Annotated in this window: 16 protein-coding genes; 12 read left to right on the top strand and 4 right to left on the bottom strand. The window is 35.8% G+C overall.

Annotated features, from left to right (window positions below):
• The first annotated feature begins 130 nt into the window (after positions 1-130).
• The 9 genes from ASG31_RS07760 to ASG31_RS07725 all read left to right on the top strand — a co-directional run bounded on the left by ASG31_RS07760 (position 131) and on the right by ASG31_RS07725 (position 16,124).
• Positions 131-3,055 carry a SusC/RagA family TonB-linked outer membrane protein gene (locus tag ASG31_RS07760; RefSeq protein WP_056030208.1) on the top strand — a complete coding sequence of 975 codons (2,925 nt, stop codon included), beginning with the start codon at positions 131-133 and terminating at the stop codon, positions 3,053-3,055.
• Between the two features lie 9 nt (positions 3,056-3,064).
• Entirely contained in the window at positions 3,065-4,585 is a 1,521-nt protein-coding gene (locus tag ASG31_RS07755) for a RagB/SusD family nutrient uptake outer membrane protein (RefSeq protein WP_056030205.1), read from the top strand.
• 4 nt (positions 4,586-4,589) lie between these two features.
• A complete protein-coding gene (locus tag ASG31_RS07750; RefSeq protein ID WP_056030202.1) occupies positions 4,590-6,005 on the top strand; it encodes a glycoside hydrolase family 30 protein in 1,416 nt (471 codons plus the stop codon).
• Positions 6,006-6,152: 147 nt separating this feature from the next.
• Entirely contained in the window at positions 6,153-8,375 is a 2,223-nt protein-coding gene (gene bglX, locus ASG31_RS07745) for a beta-glucosidase BglX (protein ID WP_056030199.1), read from the top strand.
• A 221-nt stretch (positions 8,376-8,596) separates the two neighbouring features.
• The gene (locus ASG31_RS07740; protein ID WP_231433723.1) at positions 8,597-9,268 is read left to right on the top strand and encodes a family 16 glycosylhydrolase; all 672 of its coding nucleotides are present in this window, start codon (positions 8,597-8,599) and stop codon (positions 9,266-9,268) included.
• Positions 9,234-9,398: a hypothetical protein gene (locus ASG31_RS18875; protein WP_231433722.1), complete on the top strand. Its 165-nt coding sequence runs from the start codon at positions 9,234-9,236 to the stop codon at positions 9,396-9,398. Before ASG31_RS07740 ends, ASG31_RS18875 begins: the two co-directional genes overlap by 35 nt.
• Positions 9,399-9,634: 236 nt before the next feature.
• Positions 9,635-11,497, top strand: coding sequence for a type VI secretion system Vgr family protein (locus ASG31_RS07735; protein ID WP_117585831.1), 1,863 nt, complete (start codon positions 9,635-9,637; stop codon positions 11,495-11,497).
• Position 11,498: 1 nt separating this feature from the next.
• Complete coding sequence (locus ASG31_RS18345; protein WP_056030196.1) at positions 11,499-15,266, top strand: HET-C-related protein; 3,768 nt, start codon at positions 11,499-11,501, stop codon at positions 15,264-15,266.
• 51 nt (positions 15,267-15,317) lie between these two features.
• A complete protein-coding gene (locus ASG31_RS07725) occupies positions 15,318-16,124 on the top strand; it encodes a hypothetical protein (RefSeq protein ID WP_056030192.1) in 807 nt (268 codons plus the stop codon).
• Positions 16,125-16,465: 341 nt separating this feature from the next.
• Here ASG31_RS07725 and ASG31_RS07720 read toward each other — a convergent pair whose 3' ends face one another.
• The 3 genes from ASG31_RS07720 to ASG31_RS07710 all read right to left on the bottom strand — a co-directional run bounded on the left by ASG31_RS07720 (position 16,466) and on the right by ASG31_RS07710 (position 18,243).
• Positions 16,466-16,906 (bottom strand): hypothetical protein, encoded by a 441-nt coding sequence (locus tag ASG31_RS07720; protein WP_056030189.1) that lies wholly within the window; start codon positions 16,904-16,906, stop codon positions 16,466-16,468.
• A gap of 108 nt (positions 16,907-17,014) precedes the next feature.
• A complete protein-coding gene (locus ASG31_RS07715) occupies positions 17,015-17,824 on the bottom strand; it encodes an enoyl-ACP reductase (protein ID WP_056030186.1) in 810 nt (269 codons plus the stop codon).
• A 119-nt stretch (positions 17,825-17,943) separates the two neighbouring features.
• Complete coding sequence (locus tag ASG31_RS07710; RefSeq protein ID WP_056030183.1) at positions 17,944-18,243, bottom strand: hypothetical protein; 300 nt, start codon at positions 18,241-18,243, stop codon at positions 17,944-17,946.
• Between the two features lie 553 nt (positions 18,244-18,796).
• On the opposite strand from ASG31_RS07710, the gene ASG31_RS07705 reads away from it, so the two are divergent.
• Both ASG31_RS07705 and ASG31_RS07700 read left to right on the top strand, forming a co-directional pair.
• Positions 18,797-19,624: a hypothetical protein gene (locus ASG31_RS07705; protein WP_056030180.1), complete on the top strand. Its 828-nt coding sequence runs from the start codon at positions 18,797-18,799 to the stop codon at positions 19,622-19,624.
• A gap of 75 nt (positions 19,625-19,699) precedes the next feature.
• On the top strand, positions 19,700-20,533 hold the full coding sequence (locus ASG31_RS07700) for a hypothetical protein (RefSeq protein WP_056030178.1): 834 nt from the start codon (positions 19,700-19,702) through the stop codon (positions 20,531-20,533).
• Positions 20,534-20,578: 45 nt separating this feature from the next.
• Here the strand turns inward: ASG31_RS07700 and ASG31_RS07695 are convergent, their stop codons facing one another.
• Positions 20,579-21,433, bottom strand: coding sequence for a nucleoside phosphorylase (locus tag ASG31_RS07695; RefSeq protein WP_056030175.1), 855 nt, complete (start codon positions 21,431-21,433; stop codon positions 20,579-20,581).
• Between the two features lie 120 nt (positions 21,434-21,553).
• On the opposite strand from ASG31_RS07695, the gene ASG31_RS07690 reads away from it, so the two are divergent.
• Positions 21,554-23,401 carry a cytochrome-c peroxidase gene (locus tag ASG31_RS07690; protein ID WP_056030172.1) on the top strand — a complete coding sequence of 616 codons (1,848 nt, stop codon included), beginning with the start codon at positions 21,554-21,556 and terminating at the stop codon, positions 23,399-23,401.
• Positions 23,402-23,423: the final 22 nt, after the last annotated feature.

Below are 23,423 nucleotides of genomic sequence, written 5' to 3'. Positions count from 1 at the left end.
AACAGAAGATAAACTCTGTGAAAGCCCAAAAGTAAAGGAAATATTAAAATAAATATTAAAAATATGTTAACTATTCAAAAAAAATAATATTTTTATTGTCTCAATTTGAGAATTAAAAACTATCTATAATATGAATGTAAGAATATCAAGAGGTTTGGGGATTATTGCCGCGCTTTATTTTACGGCAAATTTCAATGCGCAGACTACACCGGCAGACACTGTTCAGAAAGAGCAGAAGATTGAGGAAGTGGTTATGATTGGATATGGTACCCAAAGAAAAAGTAATGTAACGGGAGCAATATCCAGCATAAAAGCGAGTGATATTGAGAATATTCCGGCAGGTAAACCTGAGCAGGTATTGCAGGGTAGAGCTGCAGGTGTAAATGTAATTACCAATTCGGGCCAGCCTGGATCATCTGCAACTATCCGTGTAAGAGGGGTAACCAGCTATTCTTCGAGCAACGATCCTTTGTGGGTAGTAGACGGTATTGTAGTAGACGGTATTGGATGGCTTAATCAATCTGATATTGAAAGTATTGAGGTACTGAAAGATGGAGCTTCTTCTGCGATTTACGGAGTATCTGCAGCACGAGGAGTGATCTTAGTAACTACTAAAAAAGGAAAACGGGGCAAACTCAATTTATCATACAATGGTTTCTACGGATTTGGTAAAGCTGCGAAAAAGTTAGATCTTCTTAATGCAACTGAATACGCAACAGTAATAAACGAAGGTCTTACCAATGACGGCAAAGCTCCACGTTTCTCCAATGTTGCAAGTCTGGGCGAAGGAACAGATTGGCAAAGTCTTATTTTCAATAATTCTACAAGATCAAATCATGAGGTAAGTGTGAGCGGCGGAAACGAGAAATCTACATTTTTCGGATCTTTCGGTTATTATGATCAGACCGGTATTGTAATGAGTGATATTTCTTACTACAAAAGACTTACAGGTAGGATCAACTCTTCGCATAAAGTGACAGACTGGTTAACTTTAGGGCAAACTTTTGCATATACAAACACAAAAAACCAGGGAATTAACTCAAACGGAGAATTCGGAGGTCCTTTAAGTTCTGCAATTAATTTAGATCCTGTCACTCCTGCTGTGATTACAGATCCCAGTGTTCTAAACAGTGCACCATACAATAATCCATCAATTGCCCCTTATCTTTTCAGGGACGAATATGGAAATCCGTATGGTATTTCTCCATACGTAAATCAGGAAATGTCTAATCCTTTAGCATTTAGAAATACTCAGCTTGGAAATGTGGGCTGGTCTGATGACCTTGTTGGAAACGTTTATGCCGAAGTGAAGTTTCTAAAACATTTTACGTTGAAATCTTCCATGAACGGTAAAAAGGCATATTGGGGAAGCAAAAACTTTACGCCTTTATTTTATTTGAATCCGAATTACAATAATTTAAGTATAAACAGCTTAAGCAGAACAACACAACAGAAATTTGAATGGAGCTCTGAGAATACTTTAAGCTATCAAAACCGTTTTGGAAAACACAATATCAATGCATTAATCGGGAATGGATATTATGAGTACAACATTGGTTTCGGACAAACGGTTACGCATACAGGTCTGCCAGTAAACAACTGGCAGGACGCCTCTTTCAACTTCTTTGTTGCACCAGACAAGAGGAATACCAATGCATGGGATTATATCAACACCCATAAAGCATCGTACTTTGGCAGGGTTATCTACGATTATGACAATAAATATTTATTTACCGGAACTTTAAGAACAGATGGATCTTCAAAATTTGGTGAAAATAATCACTGGGGAACTTTCCCTGCTTTCTCTTTAGGTTGGAATGTTGATAAAGAAAGCTTCTGGCCTGAAAATAAAATTATAAATACTTTAAAACTTCGCGGAGGATATGGTATTTTGGGTAATGATGGGATTGGAGATTTTCAGTTTGCAAGCTTCTACGTTTCAGGTGCCAATTACACTTTTATAGATGCTCAGGGAAACCCCGTAATTTATCCTGGATATATTCCAAACACTTTAGAAAACAAAGATTTGAAATGGGAAACGACTTCACAGCTGAACATTGCTGCAGATTTGAAATTATTTAATAATTTTAATCTTACAGTGGATTATTATAAGAAAAAAACTTCTGATATTCTGCGTCAGATCAATATCCCTGGATATGTAGGTGTTACTGTTTCTCCCACCGCAAACATTGGTGATATGGAAAATGAAGGTGTAGAAGTTGAATTAGGCTACAGAAAAAACTGGTCAAATTTTACGGTCTCTTTAAACGGTAATTTTGCTTACCTTAAAAATACTGTAACGAGCTTAGAAAGAGGCAGAGAATATTTAGATGGTCCGGGATTTCAGTCTATGGGTCCGATTCAAAGAATTCAGGTTGGGCAGGCTTATAATTCTTTCTACGGATTCCAGACATTGGGAGTATTCCAAAATCAGGCACAAATTAATTCTTATGTAAATTCCGGAGGACAGATGATTCTTCCAAATGCAAAACCTGGAGATTTTATCTGGGCTGATTCTAACGGCGACGGAAAAATTGATAATAATGATAAAGTAAATCTGGGAAGTTCAATTCCGAAGTATACTTTTGGATTAACAGCTAATCTAAGTTATAAAAACTGGGATTTTATGGCGTTTGCACAAGGTGCTGCAGGTAATAAAATCTTCCAGGGTCTAAGAAGACTAGATATGATTGATGCCAATTATCAGACTACCATCTTAGATCGATGGACTGGTGAAGGTTCTACAAATGAAGCTCCAAGACTTACAAGAGACGATCCTAATCAGAATTATTCAAGACTTTCAAACTATTACCTTCAGAAAGGTGATTATGTAAGATTGAAGCTGGTTCAGTTAGGTTACACACTTCCTTCTTCTGTTACAGAAAGTATTGGTTCAAGTAAAGTTAGATTTTATGTGACAGCAGAAAATCTCGTTACATTTACAAAATATACAGGTTATGATCCTGAAATTGCCGCTGGTGACAGCTTTGGTATTGACCGGGCATTTTATCCACAGGCGAGAACGTTTATATTTGGAGCAAACATCACTTTTTAAAATTTTATTATGAAAAATAACTTTTATAAAATCAGCATAGCTGCATCACTTCTAGTAGGTACAGCATTTACAAACACAGGATGTACAAACAGTAATATTGAAGATGTAGAATACTTAGGAGCATTTGAAACTGAAAACTTTTTCAGAAATGAGCAGGAATGTTTCTTTGCATTGGTAGGCGCTTACGATGGCCTACGCAAATATGCAGGAGGCTTTGAGAATATGGTTACATTTTTCAACGCAGGTTCTGATGATTTCTATGCAGGAGGAGGCAGTTCTACTGATGGTGCAGGGATTCAGGGAATGTCTAATTATCAGATTAATTCTACAACAATGCCGGCAACGTATTGGAGAGATTATTATCAGGGGATTTCACGTACCAATGTTTTAATCCAGAAAGTTCCTTTGGCAACTATGAGCGACGCAACCAAAAACAGATTTATAGCAGAATCTAAAACTCTGAGAGCGCTTTATTATTTTGAACTTTTGAGAATGTTTAAAAATATTCCACTTATTTTGGAACCTTTTAAAGCCACGGATGATTATTATAATGTACCACAAGCTACTCCTGAGGCTGTATATGCTCAGATAGAAGCAGATTTGCTGAGTGCAATTCCCAATCTTCCAATAACGGCATCTGGAGATCAGAAAGGACGTCTCACGCAAGGTGCAGCAAGAGCTTTACTGGGCAAAGTGTTCTTATATCAGAATAAAAAAAGTGAGGCAGCATTGCAGTTTGCTGAAGTGAATGGCACTCCTGGTGGAAACAATCAGTATGGCTATCAGTTAGTTTCAAACTATGCAACACTTTGGAACACCGAAAACAAATTTACTTCAGAATCAATTATCGAGGTTAATCATACTAACCTGGGAAATTCTGACTGGAGTTTCTGGGGCCAGGGTAATGATGAAGGAAATTCGATCTGTATAATGACTGCTATTAGATCATACAACAGAAAAAATAGTACGGCACCTGATTATATTTCTGGATGGGCGTTCAACCCGATTACAGAAAATCTGTTTAATTTTATGCAAGGTGATCCAAGGTTAGATGCCAGTATTTTTAATGCAAAAGCTTTGAAGCAGCAGAATGATATAGATTATTCTCCCGCATTTATGGATTCCGGATATTTCCTGAAGAAATACATGCCTACTAAAAATGAAGTAACCACACTTCCCGGAGCATCGGAATTGAATTACAGGAAAAATTACATCTTAATAAGACTTGCAGATACTTACCTTATGGAAGCGGAAGCCTTGAATGGTACCGGAGCAAGAGCGCAGGCTTTATTGGACGCAGTGCGAGCCAGAGTAGGTCTTTCATCATTACCTGTTTCTATACAGGCAATTAAAAATGAAAGAAGACGCGAGTTTATAGGTGAAGGTCACCGATGGTTTGATTTGGTTCGATGGGGAGATGCTCCATCCGTTCTTGGTTCAAGAGGTTTTACCGCTGGTAAAAACGAAATACTTCCAATACCTTTAACAGAACTTACAGGTACGGCTTTAAAGCAAAACCCAGGCTATTAAAAATATGACAGAAAAAAAATCATATAGTTTCTTTTCAAAGAGTACTGCACTGCTTTTCAGCGGTGTGGTACTTTTTTCTTATTCATCTTGTGCAACCAAAAATGTGCAGTCCTGGCTCACGAAAGGTGATGAAAGCATAAAATTGCAGAAGCAGACTCCCGCAAAATTTGTAAATACATCTAATAATTTTCAGAATATTGAAATTGATGACACGCAAAAGTTTCAATATGTTGACGGTTTTGGATTTACATTAACGGGCGGAAGCGTTGATGTGATCAACAAACTTTCAATTGCCAAACGAAAAGCTTTATTACAGGAACTTTTCGGCAAAAATGAAAACTCAATTTCGGTAAGTTATTTAAGATTAAGTATTGGCGCATCTGATTTGGATAGTGAAGTTTTTTCTTACAATGATTTGCCTCAGGGACAGACAGATCCTACTTTATCAAAATTCAGTCTGGCAAAAGACAAAGATTTAATTGCGATGCTGAAAGAAATTTTAGCCATAAATCCAAAAATCAAAATTATTGCAGCCCCGTGGTCGCCTCCGGTTTGGATGAAAGATAACGGAAAATCAATCGGTGGAAGTTTAAAAACTGAATTTTATGATACTTACGCAAAATATTTTGTCAGATACATTCAGGGAATGGCTAAAGAAGGAATCATCATTGATGCCGTAACTCCTCAAAATGAGCCGTTGCATCCGGGAAATAATCCGAGTTTACTGATGGTTTCAGATCAGCAGAGAGATTTTATCAAACAAAGCTTAGGACCAATTTTTAGATCCAATCAAATTAAAATTAAAATTGTAGTTTACGATCACAACTGCAACAAACCGGAATATGCCATCAGTATTTTAAACGATCCTGAAGCGAATCAATACATTGACGGTTCGGCTTTTCATTTGTACGAAGGAGATATTTCTGCTTTAAGTACGGTTCATAATGCTCATCCAGACAAAAATCTCTATTTCACAGAACAATGGACAGGTTCAAAAGGAACATTTGATGGAGATCTGAACTGGCACGCAAAAAATGTAATCATCGGTTCGATGAGAAACTGGAGCAAAATTGCTTTAGAATGGAATCTGGCCAACGACCCCAAATTTGGACCACACACTCCCGGAGGCTGTACCGAATGCAAAGGCGCAATAACGGTTGCCGATGGTGAAAATTTCACCAGAAATGTAGCCTATTACATCATTGCCCACGCATCGAAATTTATTCCTGCCAACTCACAGAGAATTTCATCAACGCAGACAGAAAATTTATCTACAGTGGCCTTCAAAACGCCTGAAGGAAAAACGGTTTTGATTGTCCAGAATTACAGTAAAAACGATGAAAATTTTAATATTAAATTTAAAAGTAAAACAGCTCCGGTAAATATTCCTGCAACTTCGGTGGCTACTTATATTTTTTAAATTTTAAAAATGAAACTTTGGAATATTATTTAAGTGAAATCGAAGATTCGACGAAGTCAAACGCCTTGGTAAACATAATATCAACGGCATTATTTTAAAAAAAATCTATGCGCTTTTTGCATTAAAATTTACAGCAAAATTAAATTAATGAAAAAACTATATTTCATATTAACCTTCACAGCATTCGGATTCAATGCTTTCGCACAAAAAACAGTTGACCAGAAAGTCACTGAGTTATTGTCTAAAATGACGCTGGAAGAAAAAATCGGTCAGCTCGTTCAGTACAGTGGTTTTGAATATGCCACGGGTCCTCAGAATTCCAATTCTTCCAATGTTTTAAATGAAATTAAACAAGGCAAAGTAGGTTCAATGCTGAATGTTTCGGGAGCAGAAGAAACGAGAAAATTTCAGGAACTGGCGTTGAAATCAAGATTGAAAATTCCAATGTTGTTTGGTCAGGATGTAATTCACGGTTACAGAACTACTTTCCCTGTGAACCTTGGTCAGGCTGCAAGCTGGGATTTAAAATCAATTGAAAGATCCGAAAGAATAGCCGCTACAGAAGCATCCGCTTACGGGATTCACTGGACTTTTGCGCCGATGGTCGACATTGCGAGAGATCCGAGATGGGGAAGAGTGATGGAAGGTTCGGGCGAAGATACCTATTTGGGAACGCAGATTGGTTTGGCAAGAATAAAAGGTTTCCAGGGGAAAGGTTTGGGAAATCTGGATGCAATTATGGCCTGTGCAAAGCATTTTGCAGCGTACGGAGCGGCAGTTGGCGGAAGAGATTACAATTCCGTTGATATGAGCTTAAGACAACTACATGAAACCTATTTGCCACCTTTCAAAGCTGCTGCAGAAGCCGGCGTGGCAACATTTATGAATTCCTTTAACGACATCAATGGAATTCCGGCAACGGCCAATGAATATATCCAGCGCGATCTTTTAAAAGGAAAATGGAATTACAAAGGTTTTGTGGTTTCAGACTGGGGAAGTATCGGAGAAATGGTGTATCACGGATATGCGAAAGACAATAAAGAAGCAGCCGAAAAAGCCATCAAAGCAGGAAGCGACATGGATATGGAAAGCCGTGCTTACATGGCAGAACTTCCGAAATTAGTTCAGGAAGGAAAGGTTGATCCTAAATTAGTTGATGATGCGGCAAGAAGAATTTTAGTTAAGAAATTCGAAATAGGATTATTCGATGATCCTTACCGGTTCAGCAGCGAGAAAAGGCAGATGGAGCAACTCAACAATCAGGAAAACAGAAAATTCGGGAGAGAATTTGGTTCAAAATCTATTGTTATGCTGAAAAATGAAAATAATATTTTACCGCTTTCAAAATCAGTAAAAACAGTAGCTTTAATTGGTCCTTTCGGAAAAGAGACGGTTGCCAATCACGGCTTTTGGTCGGTTGCTTTTAAAGACGACAATCAGAGAATTATCACTCAGTTTGACGGAATTAAAAATCAACTGGATAAAAACTCCGTATTGCTTTACGCAAAAGGCGCCAACGTTGATGATCAGGATAAATCGATGTTTGCAGAAGCTATAGAAACAGCAAAGAAAGCTGACGTTGTAATTATGACTTTAGGCGAAGGTCACGCCATGAGTGGAGAAGCGAAAAGCCGAAGCAATCTTCATTTTTCGGGAGTTCAGGAAGATTTATTAAAAGAAATTGCCAAAACCGGAAAACCGATTGTTCTGATGATCAATGCAGGAAGACCTTTGGTTTTCGATTGGGCCGCAGACAATATTCCAGTGATTATGTACACCTGGTGGCTGGGAACTGAAGCCGGAAATTCGATAGCAGATGTTCTTTTCGGAACCGTAAATCCGGGTGGAAAATTACCAATGACTTTTCCCCGGAAAGAAGGGCAGATTCCAATTTATTACAATCATTACAACACAGGAAGACCAGCGAAAAACAATACCGACAGAAATTATGTTTCGGCATATATCGATTTGGATAACGACCCGAAATTTCCGTTTGGATTTGGTTTAAGTTATACTCAGTTTAAATATTCTGAAATGAATTTAAGTTCGATAAACCTTAAAGGAAATCAAACTTTGAAAGTGAGTGTAAGTGTTTCCAATACAGGAAAATACGATGGGGAAGAAGTTGTGCAGTTATACATCCGAGATTTATTTGGAAAAGTAGTCAGACCCATTAAAGAGTTGAAAGGTTTCGAGAAAGTTTTTATTAAAAAAGGTGAAACTAAAACTGTTTATTTCACTTTAACTCCCGAAAACCTGAAATTCTATGATGATGCATTAAATTACGATTGGGAATCCGGAGAATTTGATATTATGGTGGGAACAGATTCTGAGAATGTTCAGACAAAAAGAATTAACTGGGAGAAATAAGCATAATTGTTAAAGCTGAAAGCGGGATAAAACCCGCTTTTGGTGGGAGACTTATATTATGCTTTTATGAATCCGAACGTTGTTTTTTGTCATGCTGAAAGCATATCTACGATGATAGTTTTAGATTCTTTGACTCCGTAGAACCTAGAGATTTCAGAATAAAAAACTTTTGAAAAATTTTCACATAAGAAAAAAATCAAACAAACGGCAAAAATTTTAATATGAAATTTAAAAAGACAATCGCAATTTTGATTGGAGGAACTTTGGTTTTCTCATCGTTAAATTGTGCTTCAAAAAAACCTGATCCAGGCAGAAATTTAATCTGGAGCGACGAATTCAATTACAAAGGCTTGCCCGATTCCACAAAATGGAATTACGATGTGGGAGGCGATGGTTACGGAAACAATGAAGTTCAGTTTTATACTAAAAACAGGCTGGAAAATGCCAGAGTGAAAAATGGAAATCTCATCATCGAAGCCAAAAAAGAAAAATGGGAAAAGAATGATTATACTTCAGCGAGACTTTTAACGAAAGGAAAATTTTCATTTCGATACGGAACGGTTGAGGTGCGTGCAAAACTTCCGAAAGGCCGCGGAACATGGCCTGCCATCTGGATGATGAGTGAAAATATGAAAGAATGGCCTGATGACGGAGAACTGGATATTATGGAGCATGTGGGATATAATCAGGGATTTGTACATGCTTCAGTCCACACAAAAAAGTATAACCACATCATCAATACTCAGAAAACAGATACCCTTTATGTAAAAGATGCCAGCGAAAAATTCCATATCTACAAAGCAGACTGGACACCGGAGAAAATTGATGTCTACATCGATGACAGGAAGTTTTTCACCTATGAAAAAAAAGACTTACGAATCGTGGCCATTTGATCAACCGTATTTTATTATTCTAAATCTTGCCGTCGGCGGATTTTGGGGTGGAAAAGAAGGAATTGACGATTCTATTTTTCCTCAGAAATTTGAGATTGATTATGTGAGGGTTTATCAGAAAACACCGTAAACCAGACACTCTTTATATTTACATTTTTATTAAGACTGCTTTATCTGAGGCTGTCTTTTTTTTTCGAAGGCATCAATATCATGACTGAGGATCAGTATTTTAAAATTATTTAATCCAAAAAAAAACTTAAGCTAAAAATCGTAGTTCTACTACAAAATGTCAAAAACTGGTGAAAATATTTTGTGGTATCCTGAAATATACGTAATATTATTTCACTAAATAAAACACAAAATATCATGATTGAAAAAAAATCCAATTCTGATAAAATTTCAGAAAATCATATTTCGGGTATTAACCGTGTGGTGAAACTTGACATTGTCATTAACGGAAGATCTGTTACTCATTTTAAACACTTTCGTCTGCAGCAGAGTGTCAGAAAGCATCATCAGTTTGAGCTGGTGCTGGCTCATGATTCTTTAGATCAGCCTCAGAGTCATAATCTTGAAGAGGCACGACAGTTTTTAGGACAGAGAATTACAGTAACTTTCAGATATAAAGATGCAGAAGATGAAAGCCCGCAAAGAACTTTCATAGGTGTGATTACCGAAGTTTCATTCAGTCAGGAGAAGATGAGTCTGGGAAATGTGATCTTACAAGGGCACAGTCCTACAATCCTTATGGATGCCGCACCTCACACCCAGAGCTTCGGAGGAAGCCAGCCTGTCAATACTTCTGTTATTGCAGACAGTGTTATCAGGGAGTCGTTGAACGCCAACGATTTTGATTTCAGAATAGAAACTCAAAACAGGAGTTACATCAATTACAGCGCACAATACTGCGAAACTCATTACAATTATCTGGCAAGAATTGCCGAAGCTTATGGAGAACAGTTTTATTATGATGGTGAAATCTTACACTTCGGTAAGCTGCCGCAACATGAAGATCCTGTGAGACTTGTGTATGGCAGTAATGTTACAGATGTAAAAGTGCAGATGAAAGCTGTTCACACAAAACCGGAATACTTTGGCTATAACAGCAGTAATCATTCTAAAATGAAGGGTTCGGATGTGATGATAAGACATTTGGGTGATCTGTCTTCGGAAGCTTATCAACTGAATGATTCAATATTCAAAACACGGTCACTAACACCTGGCCCCATAAATGCCAATATGTTTCTTGATCTGGAAGACTCTCAAAAAAGTGCCAGAGGAAGCAAGGCTGTAGAAATTTTCACTATTTCGGGAAACACCACTGTTCCCTTTCTGTATATTGGTTGTGTTTCGGATATAGAGATGAGAAAAAGTGATTCAAACGAAATGTCGTACTTCACAAAAATTATGATGACTGAAGTAAATCATGAAGTGGATGCAAGAGGATATTACACGGGAAGCTTTGAAGCCATTGCAGAGGGAACAGGATTTATGCCTAAACCAGACTTTGTTATTCCGAAAGCAGAACCTCAGATTGCAACTGTAATCTCAAATGTAGACCCTCTAAATCAGGGTAGAATACAGGTTCAGTTTGACTGGCAGATGAATCCGGATATCACACATTTCATCAGAGTGATGAGTCCAGATGCTGGCGGAACAGGAACTGTTACCCAAAACAGAGGTTTTGTCGCTATTCCTGAAATCGGAGATCAGGTAATGGTGGGTTTTGAATACCATAACCCCGATTTTCCCTTTGCAATGGGTGGTATGTTTCATGGCAAAGTTGGTTTAGGCGGAGGTGTGGAGAATCATCTGAAGTCCATACAAACAAGAAGTGGGATTAAAGTTTTAATGAATGATTCCGAAAGAAGTGTGACCATTAAGGACCCAAGCGGTAATATTTATTTTATGGATGGACAGGGAAGCATTAATATTACTGCACCAAAGAACATCACATTTACCGCAGGTGAAAATGTTTTTATAAAAGCCGGGACAGATATTCTAAGTGAAGCTGGAAGTAATATTAATATTCATGCAAAAAAGGGAAATATTATGAGCACTGCAAGTGAGGATATAGAAAATAATGCAGGAAATATAATGAAACAAACGTCCAATGATCATATTATCAATGCGAAAAATAATGCCCAAATTACTGGAAACAGCAAAACAGTAATTAAAGGAGGAATTACAGAGGTTAATGGTTCCATCAACAAACTAAAATTACCATAAAATGTCAAAAATAGTTGCATTACAAACCGATCCAACAACAGAAGGTAATATTATTGTTGTTCCTTCCAATGAAGCTACATTAAATGGCTTACCCATAGCTACACAGGGAAGCCAGTTATTATACAAAGGTTCTCCTACAGATCAGCCATTAGAATTCGTTCCAGGAGTTTTAATCAACAATAAACCGCTCACTTTTGTTGGAGCAAAAACCTCCGCAGGAGCAAGCATACTTACTGCCAATCAAACTACCGCTACCATTGGGGCTGCAGATGGAAGTAATGGTACAGAAGAAGAGCCAAAAGAAGTTTCTAAATCTGTAGAATTGTTTAGTAATTATCCGATGATGCAAGTATATTTGCTTGCGAAAGAAACTGCCAAAAGTACTTTTTACCTTTTAATCTCCAGTTTTTTTCATGGTGAAATTCCCATAATTGCTTACGAAAATCTTTATAACGCCATAATGGATGATAAAGATAGTTTGATGCCTCCAATTAAAGTCATGAGTAAAGGTTTAGCAGGAGGGAATAAAGCTAAATATATCAAAAAAGAAAAATGCATTGAGGTCAGGGAGGATACTGTTATAAAAACTGTTGAAGGTAATGACAAAGAGAAATTGGAAGCTAGAGCAGAATTATTAAAAGCTTTACTTGAGGAATATGGTCACTTTTTAGATGACGTTCTCCGTAATAAATTTTCCACTGCAGGGAAAGATACCCAAAGAGATGAAGGAGCTATATTTTCTTACTATTTTACCAATTATAAATTAGAAGATGAAGAAATAGACTATGCTATCGCAAAAATAGATGGTAAAGAAAAAACAAATTTAATCATAGATCTTAAATCAATAAAACAAGAGCTTTACGAAACTATTAATAGGGCTGATAAAGATTTTCAGGATGAGTTTGGAGAATTTTTTGTGGCAGGAAAGGGCGATATGAATATGAAGCACTACGGTCACTTTGATTTTGAATCAAGAATGTTTACAGAATTAAATTTAGATAAATATTGGCTCAACTGGATGTACTTAGGAAACTATATGCGTGATATGAGTCAGGTTATTGTTCCTACTATTACAGATTTTCCCGAAGACGAAGATGCAAAATTATTAAAACTGGATCCCGATATTAAAGAAAACTCTTATAGCTGGGCAGATGCAATAAAGCCAAGTCGAACAACCTGGACAAAAATAATTGAAATTTTGGCTGCAAGCCACACTATGACGGAGATAAGAGGAGACCAATCAGAAGGATTGCCTGATAAAGCAAAGAAGTTGTTTGAAACAAAAGATCAAGTTTCTAGTAAAGGTAGAAAGATGATTGATTTTGCAAAAGATAAAGCGGAATCTATTGGTATGAAAGCCTTTCAATTATCTTTGGATTATGTCAGTTTTATAAAACATTTTGAAGGTTTTAATGCATCAGAATTAGGAGTATATCGTCCTGAAGAACACATAGATAATCCGATTTATGCAGTAACAACAGATGGTTTGAATAATGAAGCATTTTATTGCCCACCAAGTGAGTTAATTGCTGCAGATATAGAAAAAGATCCAAGAATCGATGAGGCAATCGGTATGAGCAAACATATTCATCATACAGAAAGTGAGGTGAAGATTCATAATGCGAAAGGTTTTGGCTCTAAGTATGAAGGAGGCAAACTTCCCACGGCTACGGAATGCATGAAACAACGGTTTATCTCCGGTGTCAACAAATATAAAAGTACTACCAATCCTCATGGTCGAGGAATGGGAATTAGAGACATCGGTGCAGGATTGCATATTTTAGAAGATTATTTTGCACATACCAATTTTTGTGAGATTTTATTAATAAAACATGGTGTATCTGTACATCCCTGGGTAGATTTTAGTTCAGAAGAATTGTCTAAACACAAAGGACTTGGAAGATTTAAGTTGGACCACAAAAAGTATAAAGGTGTAAAAAAAGAAGCAAGACCACAATCCCAAACAAAAGATCCTTTAATTCAAAATATGTATTCAGATATTATACATCTTGCTCAAGATTTGAAAAAAAAAGGTGATTTAAATTTACTGCCGTCGTTTTGGGTAGATGGTTTTTATTTTACCTTTAAACCCCGAAATGGAAATAAAAAATTATATCTTACCTCTCATAATTCAACACAGCCAATCATCTTAAATGGAAATAAAGCAGCTGATCCATTAAATCTTGATTGCAGTGAAGCCAGAAAAAAGGGAGTTTATTCTTATGCAGGTTTACAGGTAGACGTAATAGATCAATATTCCACATTATCGTTTAACAATAATACAGAGAACAATACAGATGATGTTCCATACGTTGCAAATATTCCTGTAGTTTCAGGTTATTTCTCTGGTGAAGATACGGTGCATTCTTTAATACATGCAGCGGAAGGTCTTTTTAAACAAACAGAAGTAAATTTAAAAACAGTTGCAATGTACGAAGATGCAAAATACAGCAAATTGCTGAAACTTGCAGATATGCTTGCATTCTATGTGCTTACAGATTTAATGCTGACCCAAAAAGAAAAAGAAAAAATAGACAAAGAAACTGGTGTAGATTATTCTGAAATCATGAAAGGATATTCTAAAATGATCGAAGTAAGAGGAATTGTGGTTGGAGTAATAGAGAGAGCAAAAGGCGGCGGCGGTTGGATGCTTACCGCTGTTGTGTGGCTTATAGAGAGTATGGTAAATGCTTTATATGCTTCTATTATGAATCTTGTAAAAGGGGTAGTAATAGAAATGCTGGAAGTGGTAAATAATATTATTGTACAAAAACAAAATTTACAAATCGGCAGGCAATTAGGCATAGATCCCAGTCATTCTCAGCTGGCAAAAGATGAATTTGAACACCCATTACATTCATTAGCATCAGAACTTGCTTCACAGGCGGTCATTGGTGTAGGAAAATATCTGAAAACTATGATTGAAGTACAGAGGAATGAAATATCTGGTCAAGATTTATACAATGAAGCCTTAAAATATATGCAACATCCTGCTTATTGTGATTGGGCAGATGCAGTGGCTATAAATTGGATACAGGAAAACCCACATAGAATTGAAGAACGCCACGCAAAAGATGCCGCTTTCCAAATTGCTACAGAAACAGGTATTTGGGTAAAAGCACAAGTTAAAGATATACGGGCATTGTACAATTCTGTACTGGTAACGATAAGTGATCTTAGAAACAAATTTGAAGAACTGCAACAGACCGTCGCAGATTTTTTGGAGGAAATAGAACGCTATTTTCAAATGACCAAAAGGCAGTTAAAGAAAGAAGTGGATGAAATTGGCGAAAGAATAGACCAACAAATGAAAGATTACAGAAAGTATTTGAATGATTTGATGGAAGAGGGAAAAAAATGGAGAGATAAATTGATGAAAGATGGGTTCAGTTCACTCTCACCAGAAGAAAAATATAATTTCAATATTTGGGCAAACAATACGGACAATAAAACCTCAGAAATATTGGCAGAACTTAAGAAAGAATATCCCACCGAATTGGAAAAGCAAGAAGTAGGTTTACTGGAAAATCAGGTTTTATCTTATAATGAACTAGTCATCAAAGCGAAAGAGGATTTTTTAAATAATGACAGCAATTTTGCAGGCAAGCTCTATCAGTATTGTTTAAATGATACCAAAGATGAACAATATAAAAAATTCGGCAATTTGATGGCGAACTACCGAAATGTTTTGCAACAGGAAATTGATACAGAAACCACTTACTTAGCACAAAGTGCAAAAGAACACTTGTCACAAGCAAGAAATGCTTAGTTTTTAGAATTAAAATTCCGATGTTTCTCGGTAAAAATTAAAATAAAAAAAATGAAAGATTTAAAAATATTACTAATATTTTTTTTCTGTATTTCCTGTCAAGGACAAGAGAAAAATGAGAAAACAGTTTCAAAACCAGAAGTTAAGGTAAATGCTGAAAAAGAATTCAAAAAACAAAACAACCGTTTTGAAATTCAAGGGTATAAACTTTTTTATAATAACATAAATTTAAAATCAGATACTGTTGAAAGCGTTTACAAAATATTGGGTATGCCCAAAACAGAGGATCTAAATGATTTTATTTATAGTGATAAACCTTTAATTCTTACGTATGGTGATCGCGTAGTTAAAGATAAAAATGGTCATTCTTTGATGATTAGTAATAAAGATGGTAAAACTTATAGTCTTAATGAAAAGAACTTGGATATTTACAATAGTCCCGAAGGAATTAAAATGATCTCTGTTCTCAATAAAGATGGTAAAGTTTTAGAAATAGTTCGAAAATACAGAATAATTTTTAAAAAGCATAAACCCAATTATGTTGCAAGCAATAGAGATTCATTATTAATGCAAATTCCTGCAGTAGAAGGTTTTGTGAAAATAAATGGTTTTTACATCGATAAAAATACAAAGAGAGAAGAATTGGTTGCAAAGCTAAAACCTACCGTAAAAAATGCAGATTTCTTCAATTCACGCGGAACGATTTCTACTTGGTATTATGCTACCGAAAATGATGAACCATTAACCAAATTTGATCCAAGAATAAGACCTGCTTTTGATGGTTATATTCGCATCGATTATGCATATTTTGATGATGAACTGTATGCGATAGATTATTATTACACTATTTTGGAATAAAAATTTTAAGTGCTATTTATTTAATGGAACAAGGTCTTAAAGGAGATCTTCATAATCCGCATTTTTAATAAATCAATTTTCCTAATAAATTCCCTGAATCGCCAACGATTTGATTGTTTGCTTATAACTTCAAGAATACAAACCTTACAGTTGCTATGAATGGTCGGTTACTAATAATATTGGCTTCTGTAGTGAATTTCGCAGATAATTATGAAAGATCAAATAGCACTTTGAGTCCAAAAAAAATCCGAAACAACAAGTTCCGGATTAATATATAATGTGTATTAAGTATTAGAAACGTTTTTGGTGCCGCTATTCTTTTTTCTGAAAATTAGAGTGACTTAATTTTTAATTTTACTCCATTGGTCCAAAGGAATGGCATCACCTGATATAACTTCGTCAACCAAGATTTCCTTGCAATTATCTTTATCAATAAAAAAAGTTGTGTAAGTTTCCCAATGTAATTCACCATTGAATCCAGTTTTTACCATGTAATAAGATTTATTATCAATCTCTAAACTATCCGTCATAAAAGATAAACGTTTTTTTCCTGAAGAAATGGAATCCACAAATGTTGACTCTTTTTGAACTTCCGGTAATTCATAAATAATTTTAAGTGCATTTTTTATATTACAACTGTTGTTGGTACTTACTTTTTTATTCTTGGGAGGGACTCCATCATTATGCTGTTTTTCTTTTTCTTTTAATTTTGTAGTATTTTTTTTTTCACAACCAACAAGTAATAATGATATAACTATCGATGTTAAATTCTTAATTAGCATTACTTAATTTTATCTAAAGATAAACAATAAAAAAAATCCGAAACAAAAAGTTCCGGATTCTATATATAATTGAAAAATTACTTATTACCAATTACTCATTACCCATGATTATTCAACATCATACTTGCTGATTACTTTCTGAGTAACACCTGAGCTGCTGAAACCTCCGTCGTGGAAAAGATTCTGCATGGTCACTTTTTTCGTTAAATCTGAGAATAATGTTACACAGTAATCTGCACACTCTAATGCTGTAGCGTTTCCCAGTGGAGACATATCTTCAGCGTAACCCATGAATCCGCCAAAACCTTTCACACCGCTTCCTGCAGTCGTTGGAGTAGGAGATTGAGAAACCGTGTTTACACGTACTTTTCTCTGTCCCCAGTAGTTTCCAAAAGTTCTTGCGATACTTTCAAGATATGCTTTGTTGTCAGACATATCATTATAATCCGGGAACGTTCTCTGTGCAGCGATATATGTCAATGCCAAAATACTTCCCCATTCGTTCATACAGTCTTTCTGGTAAGCCACTTTCATCACTTTGTGGAAAGAAACTGCTGAGATATCCCAACCTTTTTCCAAAAAGTCATAGTTCATATCTGTATAATGTTTCCCTTTTCTCACGTTGATAGACATCCCGATTGAATGCAGGATAAAATCGATTTTACCAAATTTTGCCACAGCGGCATCAAAAAGTTTTTCAAGATCTTCAATAGAAGTTGCATCTGCACCAATCACTTCAGAACCTGTTTTTTCAGCCAAAGCATTCAATTCTCCCATTCTCAGGGCAATTGGAGCGTTTGATAAGATAAATTCTGCTCCTTCTTCATGGCATCTTTCTGCAACTTTCCAAGCGATTGAATGTTCATTAAGGGCTCCAAAAATAATTCCCTTCTTGCCTTTAAGTAAACCGTATGACATAGTATTTTAATGTTTATTAAGCTACAAATGTAACGAATATTTGCGTTTAAGCATAATAAAAAACGGCGCCTTTTATAAAAAGACCCCGTTTTTCTTTGAATTATATATAAGACTTAATTTTAATTCGTTTTTTTGTTCCATTCTGCTTTTACATCTTCTGCAGCATCTTTGGTTTTTTCCCACGCATCGTTGGCTCCCTGCTTGATGTCTTCCCATGTATCTCCGGCTTTATCTTTTGCTCTCTCAAGCCAGCCTTCGTTGGTAGCTTCCTCATCATTATTTCTTTTTTCGTTGATGTAATCTTTAGCACGGTCTGCCAAATCTTCCACTTTCCACTTTGCGTCGTTTGCAGCATTCTGTAAAGAATCTTTAGTGTTGTCTACTGCTTTTTCTGCTTTGTTGTAATCTTGATTTTCCATAATATTTAATTATTTAAGGTGTTAATTATTATGGAATAAACAAGAAGTATTCCTAAAGATTTTTTTTTGTTGTTAAATTTTTCATAAAAACATCTGTACCGAAAAATCTTGTGGTTAAATCTACATCCGCAGCCGAAGGTTAGAAACGTGCATTTGACTTAACACATAATCTTTGCAGAATATAGAATCCAATAAAAATTAATTTTAATTTAAAAACATTTGTAAAGTTCTATAAACAATTTTTTATGTTAGCTCATGTGTATTTAATAACTGATTATCATTGCAGCATCTAAATAAAGTGAATTAAGATGTAAAAAAAGAATTTTTCAATTGCTCGTATTTGTTACACAGCATTTTGATGTATCAATGCACAGATCACAATGACTTCAGTATGAATCTTCTGTCATTTAAAATTTTGTTAATATGTGAAGAGTATTTCATTATAGTCATAGTTTTCTTAAAATATTTATCCATAGTGTGATAAAATCATAATTTTTCTTTATGTTTGAGCACGGAATTTTTTAAAAACTTTTATTTAAATTAATAATTATCAATGAAACAAAAATTACTCATTCTTGGAATGTGCATTTTCAGTGCATCTGTTTTCTCTCAGCAATATTATGGCAAACAGCAGTCTAAAGACCTTCCTAAAGCTGAATTTACAATGGCAGACGGTTCTAAAGTAGATGCATTCTTTGTAGGCTATACCTATCCCAACGGTACTTATCCGGGTTTCTTTGATAAAGATGATATCTACAATTTTGTTTATAAAAAAACCAAGACATCTGCTGACGAAAAATTTGGTGCTGATGAAATAAAACTGGTTAAAATCTTTGATGATCACGACGATGTAGTGAATGCCATTGAAAGGCTGGACATGAAATATATCGATAAAAACGGTCAGATTTCAGACAAAAAGAAAAGATCCTTTCAGCCTTTGCTGTATGACGGAAAATTGCAGATTTTCGGTTCTAATCTAACGGTCTGCACGGGTGCGGCGTGTAATTATGTCTATTCTAAAATTTACATCAGAAACGCAAAAGACAGTTTTGCTGTAATGCCTGTAGATTATGATAAAATGGGTCTTTTTGCCGGTTCTCTGTACGATAAAATGGTTGAAGCCTTCAAATATGCGGGAAGAAGCTGCCCGGAATTTCAGAAATATATGGATAACTTTCAGAGCAAACTAGACGATAAAGATTTTAAAAAACAAATCAACGAAAGATTTAAAGGTGTGAGAAAAAAAGCCTATGAAGACGGCAAAAGTGCCAAGTTAGGTTACAACGGAACTCAGCAACTGATTGGTCAGTACATGCTTCAGGCTTACCTGGATTTCTATGGAGGAATCGTGAGGGAATATGAAAAAAACTGCCCGAACTGATCCAGATTAACCGACAGCTCTTAAAAAAAAACAGACCCTAAGATACTCTGATAAAAACTGAACTTAAATTTACTAATGAAAAAAATAATCCCACTATTATTGCTTTTTATCGCAGTGCAGATTACAGCACAGAAGAAAAGTGATTACGCGCCTGTAGAAATTACCAAAGCGGACGGCAGCAAAATGACCGTACTCTTCAAAAGAATCACGCTCCCGCAGCTGAGCAGTTTTAAAAGCTTCTTCGGCGGAGAGCAGAATACCAATGTGAAAATTGAATACAAAATCTCCGAAGATGGTCAGAAAATGACGATGAACTCAAAAGATATTGTGGGTTTTAAGTTTCTTGATAAGGAAAATGATGAGATTGCAGCTTTCGAACGATTATCTATCAGGGTTTTTGATAAAAATAATGTATTGAAAGATCTCAAACAGGTGATGTACATGCCTTTGGTGTATGAAGGTAAAATAAATGTCTATGGCGAAGCCAATTTTATCTGTCAGGCTTCCCCGGGTAGCAATAAGATTGTAAAAGGCACATGCGAGTATGCCTATTCAACGTTTTATCTGAAAAACAATCAGGAAAATTTTGCGGTAACGCCTCTTGACATCAAATTATTCAACAGAGAAAGAAGTCTTGATAATTTTGCAAATGCCTACAAAGTTGCCGGTAAAGAATGTCCTGCTTTCACAAAGTATCTGGATGATTTGCGCGCAAGGGTGAATGATAAAGCCTTTACAAAAAAAATGCGGGAAGATATGATCAGCTACCGTAAAGAAGTGAAAAAAGCTTCTCATGAAATTGACGGAAACCGGGAAGACAGAATGGAATATATAGGAAGGCAGTTATTTCTGCACGAAGCCCAGATGTACATTGATATCGTGAAGGAATACGAAAAAAACTGTCCGTAATGATAAAAATAAAAAGGATCTCAAAATTATGAAATCCTTTTTTTTTTACTTTACAACCCTTTCCAGTACCCACTCAATCAGATTCTGCTCTGAAGCATGATGGTCTTTGGAAAATTCTCCGCGTCTGCGGTTAGCAATTACATTACACACCGTTACAGCCTGATGCCCCAACAGCTTAGAAAACGCATAGATGGCAGAAGTTTCCATTTCAAAATTGGTAATTCCCAGGTCATTTAAGTTTTCAAGAAACTTTTCGTCTGTGGCTTTCAGACGCAGTTGTCTTCCCTGAGGTGCGTAAAATCCTGGGAAAGTGGCCGTATTTCCAAGATATTTGGCATCCTTATAAAGCTCACCCAATTCTTCAGACCATTCTGAGAAATAAAGCATGGGCTTGATCTTTTCGTAAGGAAAATTTTCGTAAAAACTTTTGGAAAATTCATTTTCAAACTGATAATCTTTGTAGAAATTCATCAGCCCGTCTAGACCCACAACATTCTGAGTAACCATCATATTATCCACTTCCACGTCAGGATTAACGCTTCCACAAGTTCCCATTCTGAAAAGTTGAAGTGACGTTTTTTCAGATTTTATTTCCTTTTTTTTAAGGTCAATATTCACCAGGGCATCGAGTTCGTTCATGACGATATCAATATTTTCAGTTCCTATTCCTGTTGACATCACCGTAATTCTCTCGCCCCTTAAAGTACCTGTGTGCGTGTAAAATTCTCTTTTATTTTTTTTGATTTCTACTGTGTCAAAATGTTTGGAAACCTTTATAACCCTGTCGGGATCGCCCACGAGAATAATTTTTTCGGCAATATCTTCCGGTAAAAGATTTAAATGATAAATGCTTCCGTCTTCATTGAGAATAAGTTCCGAAGCTGCAAGTTGATTAAGCATAATATTTATTTTTCTGTTTCTAAAAGTACTAAAATTGATGTAAACGAAATGTAAACATTATTTAATTTATCGTTAAAATGTTACCAAAACAAAGAAGGTAAATTTGCAGCTAAAAAAATCGTGAGATCTTACTTTTTATTTATTCCCGCTATTCTGATTGTATTATTTGCCATGTCTTTTAATGCTACGGATAAAGGTTTTAAGAATGAAAATACATTCATAAACCAGGGTCTTACCAATTTCAAAATCGAGCTGGAATATCTGAAAAATGATGCCGAACTTTTTTCTGAAAACAAGATCACCGTAGAAAAACTACGTGAAACCATAAGAAAAACCAGAAATTCTTTCAAGGAAATCGAATTTTTTGTTGCTTACCATTATCCGGAATTTAACAAAACCCATCTCAACGCAGCACCTCTTTTTCATATCGAAGCGGCGGGAACATCCGCGTACACTTTGCCACCGGAAGGCATGCAGGTTTTAGATGAAATAATTTTTTCTGATGAAGCCGAAAAGAAAAAAGAAGAAATAAAAACAATCACCGGTTTTCTGTATAACAGTTACGCCAATTTCTACCTCAGTACGCTGAAAAATGGCGTAAGCAGCGGTACCAACAAAACTTTACCTCTAAGAATCGAGCTAATCAGGATTTACAGTTTGGGAGTGACTGGTTTTGATACGCCAGGATCTTTGAATATTTCTGAAGAGTCTGCACACGCAGTGCTGGGAATGAAAAATTATATTTTGGATGATGTTTACTTTAAAAGTTTTAAAACTGGAAAAGCCATTCAGATTTTAGATCAAACCATTCAGTATTTGGAGAAAAATAAAGATTTTGAAACTTTTGACCGTATTGAATTCTATAAAAACTTCATCCAGCCGCTGTATCAGGAATTTGGGAATTGGGACGGAAGACCGGATGATCTCAAAAACTTTTCGGGATGGAATGTTGCCAATAAAGATTTTTTTAAAGCCGATTTTTTCGATCCTTATTTTTATACTTTACTGAAACCTTCTGAAGACATTGAAGAATTGAGAGATCTGGGCGAAAAGATTTTCTACGATACAGGATTAAGTTCGAATGGTAAAATGAGCTGTGCAAGCTGTCATCTTCCGGAGAATGCGTACACCGATTTAAAATCAAAATCATTGAGCAATGTGGAAGGGAAGACTGTTTTACGGAATTCGCCATCACTCTATAATGCGGTTTTTGCCAAAAGGTTTTTCTATGATATGCGTGCTTTTTATCTTGAGCAACAAGCCGAGCATGTGATTTACAATAAGGATGAATTTGATACCGATTATGAAAAAATAGTTGCCAAATTAAATTCGGATCAAAAATACAGGCAGTCGTTTTTAAAAGTTTTTAATGATAAAAAAATCACAAAACAGAATTTTTCCAAAGCTTTGAGTTCGTTTGTAGCTTCACTGTATTCTTTTGAAAGCGATTTTGACCGTTTTATGAGAAATGAAAAGGATGTTTCTGAAGACGCCAAACAGGGTTTTAATCTTTTTATGGGAAAAGCCAACTGTGCGACCTGTCATTTTGCGCCGCATTTTTCGGGTCTGGTTCCTCCGTTTTTTAATGAAAATGAATCTGAAGTTTTGGGAGTAACCAAAAAACCGATTATTAATTTTCCAATTGAACTGGATGATGACAGGGGAAGGATTAATTCTAACGTAAAAAAAGAAAACTCCTGGATTTATGAAAATTCTTTTAAAACGATGACCGTCAGAAATATTGCTTTAACTAAACCATACTTTCACAACGGTGCTTTCAAAACTTTGGAAGAGGTAATTGAATTTTACAATGAAGGCGGAGGGGAAGGTTTAGGCCTACCCATGAAAAACCAAACCTTGCCAGCCGATAAACTCGATCTTACACAGACTGAGAAAAAGCAACTGATCAGTTTTCTGAATAGTCTGACGGATATCAGCAAGGCTAAAACTGGGGTGAAGAAAAAATAATCATACGTTGAACCGTATCCTT

This window comes from Chryseobacterium sp. Leaf404 (assembly GCF_001424145.1).
Classification (GTDB): domain Bacteria; phylum Bacteroidota; class Bacteroidia; order Flavobacteriales; family Weeksellaceae; genus Chryseobacterium.
Note: the sequence above shows the minus strand (reverse complement) of the source record. Positions and strands in the feature narration are given on the sequence as shown.

Bases quoted from the DNA above. Each gene is read 5' to 3' on its own strand.
- ASG31_RS07755 (WP_056030205.1), top strand. From the start codon at position 3,065: ATGAAAAATAACTTTTATAAAATCAGCATAGCTGCATCACTTCTAGTA.
- ASG31_RS07760 (WP_056030208.1), top strand. From the start codon at position 131: ATGAATGTAAGAATATCAAGAGGTTTGGGGATTATTGCCGCGCTTTAT.
- ASG31_RS07720 (WP_056030189.1), bottom strand. From the start codon at position 16,906: ATGCTAATTAAGAATTTAACATCGATAGTTATATCATTATTACTTGTT.
- ASG31_RS07715 (WP_056030186.1), bottom strand. From the start codon at position 17,824: ATGTCATACGGTTTACTTAAAGGCAAGAAGGGAATTATTTTTGGAGCC.
- ASG31_RS07700 (WP_056030178.1), top strand. From the start codon at position 19,700: ATGAAAAAAATAATCCCACTATTATTGCTTTTTATCGCAGTGCAGATT.
- ASG31_RS07750 (WP_056030202.1), top strand. From the start codon at position 4,590: ATGACAGAAAAAAAATCATATAGTTTCTTTTCAAAGAGTACTGCACTG.
- ASG31_RS07695 (WP_056030175.1), bottom strand. From the start codon at position 21,433: ATGCTTAATCAACTTGCAGCTTCGGAACTTATTCTCAATGAAGACGGA.
- ASG31_RS18345 (WP_056030196.1), top strand. From the start codon at position 11,499: ATGTCAAAAATAGTTGCATTACAAACCGATCCAACAACAGAAGGTAAT.
- ASG31_RS07705 (WP_056030180.1), top strand. From the start codon at position 18,797: ATGAAACAAAAATTACTCATTCTTGGAATGTGCATTTTCAGTGCATCT.
- ASG31_RS07735 (WP_117585831.1), top strand. From the start codon at position 9,635: ATGATTGAAAAAAAATCCAATTCTGATAAAATTTCAGAAAATCATATT.
- ASG31_RS07710 (WP_056030183.1), bottom strand. From the start codon at position 18,243: ATGGAAAATCAAGATTACAACAAAGCAGAAAAAGCAGTAGACAACACT.
- ASG31_RS07725 (WP_056030192.1), top strand. From the start codon at position 15,318: ATGAAAGATTTAAAAATATTACTAATATTTTTTTTCTGTATTTCCTGT.
- ASG31_RS18875 (WP_231433722.1), top strand. From the start codon at position 9,234: ATGAAAAAAAAGACTTACGAATCGTGGCCATTTGATCAACCGTATTTT.
- ASG31_RS07740 (WP_231433723.1), top strand. From the start codon at position 8,597: ATGAAATTTAAAAAGACAATCGCAATTTTGATTGGAGGAACTTTGGTT.
- bglX (WP_056030199.1), top strand. From the start codon at position 6,153: ATGAAAAAACTATATTTCATATTAACCTTCACAGCATTCGGATTCAAT.